The organism is Chitinophaga sp. (genome assembly GCF_035564935.1).
Lineage (GTDB): Bacteria > Bacteroidota > Bacteroidia > Chitinophagales > Chitinophagaceae > Chitinophaga.
Window position 1 is genome coordinate 1 of record NZ_DATMTE010000964.1, and the last position, 3,089, is coordinate 3,089.

The following is a 3,089-nucleotide window of genomic DNA, read 5'->3' on the forward strand; positions in this document are numbered from 1 at the left end:
CTTTTATCATGGCAGGCTGGCGTCATTAGTGATTGTTGAAAGGGAGTGTATGGGGTATTAGAGGCTGTATAACGGGAGAGCGACGGCTGTTAACGTTTATTCAAAGGGAAAGTATGGGGCGTTGGAAGTTGTCTAAAAAAAGAGCCGGTTAAAAAGCTGTTGAACTTTTTAACCGGCCCATATTGTAATTGAAGAAACGTTCAGTTTATTACCCTTTCTTAAGCGGCAGAATGATCTGCAGTTTCTGAAAGTTCATATTTCCAGGAGGCTGTGCCTGTACCTGGACATTGGAAGGAACTACGTAAGTAACATTACCTTTTGTATAGGTCATTACCGCTTTCAGGTTAATGACAGTATTGTTGGTATTGGTAGTAGTAAACTTAAAGGCTGAGTTGAAGGTACCGGAAAAGCGGTAACCTGCATCAAGGCTCAGGTTGGTTTTGGGCATAGCTGTATTCAGCACGAAATGCGGGCTGTCAGCTGTCTTTTTCACTTTGTCTTTATTATTATCGGTTGGCAAAAAGCTATTATTTGCCAGCGCATTGAGAGCAAAAAACGCCATGGCGCCCGCTAACAAGCAAGACAATGAAAAGGTACGTGATATGTGAGTTTTCGCTTTCATTGTAACACAAATGTACAAACTTTTTGATATATCAGATAACATCTTCTTAACGCAAGATACGAAGAAATCACAAAGAATTGTTAAAAATATTTTAAAACATTGATTTCCCCCCATATTTGGGCATAGATAAAAGTACTATATTTACAGTAATGAGTAAAGACTTTTCATTTTTAAACGAGGATTTTGATGATCTGAGAGACTTGTTGCAGCAGTTTGAAAATCTCCGGGCAGGTAAGTCTCATTCTTTTTTGGACGAAGATTCATTTGAGCAGATCATAGACTATTATGACGAGCATGACGAGATGCCGACCGCATTGCAGGCCGCAGAAATAGCCATCGAACAATTCCCCTATTCCTCCACCTTACTTCTCAAAAAGGCCAACTTACTGATAGAAACCAAAAAATACAAGGAAGCATTGGATTTGCTGGAGAAAGCAGAAGTACTGGACCGCACTGATATCAATCTTTACATACTGCAAACAGACGTTTACCTGGCGCTGAACCAGCACCAGAAAGCGGCGACTGTGCTGGAAGAACAGATTGAACAGTTTTCCGGGGAAGACAGGACGGAGTTATTGCTGGAACTGGCCGATGTATACGACGACTGGGAGGAATTTGAAAAGGTGTTCGACTGCCTGAAAATGGCGTTGGAATATGATCCTACCAGTGAAGAGGCGTTGCATAAGATCTGTTTCTGGACAGAGTTTACCGGCCGTAATGAAGAAAGCATCCGTTTGCACACCGCCATTATCGACGAGCATCCGTATAACCAGCTGGCCTGGTTTAACCTTGGAACCGCGTTCCAGGGGCTTAAGCTGTACGAAAAGGCGATAGACGCCTACCAGTATGCGGTGGCGATAGACGAAAAATTTGATTACGCCTACCGTAACATGGGCGATGCGTATATCCGGCTCCGTAAGTATGCGGAAGCGATAGAAGTGCTCCAGAAACACCTGGAAATAGCCAAGCCGGAGGATGTGATCTATGAAGCCATCGGGCATTGTTATGAGCGGCAGCGGAAATTTACGCAGGCGCGTTATTATTACCGTAAAGCTTCGCATCTGAGCCCCAGTGATGATAAGCTGTATTATAAGATCGCGGTGGCCTATATGATGGAGGCCAACTGGGAAAACGCAGCCAAATCCTTGCTGAGCGCACTTAAAATAAATAAAACCAACGCAGAGTATAATATGAGCCTGGGTGAATGTTACCTGGAGCTTGGAAAGAACAAGGATGCACTGGTACATTTCATGAATGCTGTACGTACCAGGCCCAAAAGCGCAGTTACCTGGCAGGAGCTGTTAAAGGGATTGTATGTATCCGGTTTCCTGGAAGAAGCCCTAGTACAACTGGCCATAGCAGAGGAAAAGGCCGGACGCAAGCCCATCTTTATTTATTACCGCGCGGCTATCCTGATAGCTATGGGTAAAACAAAAGAAGGGTTACTGCACCTGGAAACGGCCCTGCAACAGGCGCCCAAAATTGTTAAAAAGCTTGTAGAGCTTGACCCTGCTGTATTACAGCATGTGAGTGTGGTGGATCTGATTGCCCAATATCGCCGCAAACGTTAACCAATGTTATTTACTTTAATAAAATAAAGTATACTTCTTATTTTTGCGCCGGCTTTTAATTGTCATGGACAAAAGTCAATAGTATTTCCGGTTACTAAAATTGCATCTACGCTATCCCGAAGTGCCTGGCGAAAATTATGTGTTTTACTGACCAATAAGAAGATAAAAATATTTCAAATGAATTTTAATCTGACACAAATCCCGGAAAGGACAAAGAAGCCCCGTACACATGGACTCACTATGGTAATGGACAAGGGGCTGAGTTTGGAAGAAGCACGAAATTTTTTATCGGTAGCAGGTCCGCATGTTGATATCCTGAAACTGGGCTTTGGCACTGCATTCGTTACGCCCAACCTACGCGCAAAAATTGAACTTTACCAGGCGGCAAACATTCCCGTATACTTTGGCGGAACGCTGTTCGAAGCCTTTGTAATCCGCAACCAGTTTGAGGAGTATATAAAAGTGGTAAAGGAATTTGGGATCAGTTACATGGAAGTTTCCGACGGCTCTATCACCATCCCGCATGCAGAAAAATGCGGCTATATCGAAAAGCTGGCTAAAATCGGACTGGTATTGAGTGAAGTAGGTTCTAAAGATGCAGAACACATTATACCTCCCTATAAGTGGATAGAACTGATGAGCGCTGAGCTGTCAGCCGGCGCCACTTATGTGATTGCAGAAGCCCGTGAAAGCGGTAACGTGGGTATTTACCGCGGCAGCGGTGAAGTACGCGAGGGCCTGGTACAGGAAATCCTGACACAGATCCCTGCTGAAAAAATTATATGGGAAGCACCGCAAAAAGCCCAGCAGCTTTACTTCCTGGAGCTGGTAGGCTGCAACGCCAACCTCGGCAACCTGGCTCCCAATGAAGTGATTTCCCTGGAAGCCATGCGTAT

At 44.4% G+C, this 3,089-nt stretch carries 3 protein-coding genes; 2 read left to right on the plus strand and 1 reads right to left on the minus strand.

Features of this window, described 5'->3' with window-relative positions; all coding sequences use genetic code 11:
* Positions 1-208: 208 nt before the first annotated feature.
* Positions 209-493, minus strand: coding sequence for a hypothetical protein (locus VN105_RS24975; RefSeq protein ID WP_325645367.1), 285 nt, complete (start codon positions 491-493; stop codon positions 209-211).
* 278 nt (positions 494-771) lie between these two features.
* Here VN105_RS24975 and VN105_RS24980 point away from each other — a divergent pair, with 278 nt between their 5' ends.
* A complete protein-coding gene (locus VN105_RS24980; RefSeq protein WP_142686023.1) occupies positions 772-2,193 on the plus strand; it encodes a tetratricopeptide repeat protein in 1,422 nt (473 codons plus the stop codon).
* 177 nt (positions 2,194-2,370) lie between these two features.
* Positions 2,371-3,089, plus strand: a 719-nt coding sequence (locus VN105_RS24985; protein ID WP_325645369.1) for a phosphosulfolactate synthase, incomplete at its 3' end; no start/stop codon positions are given.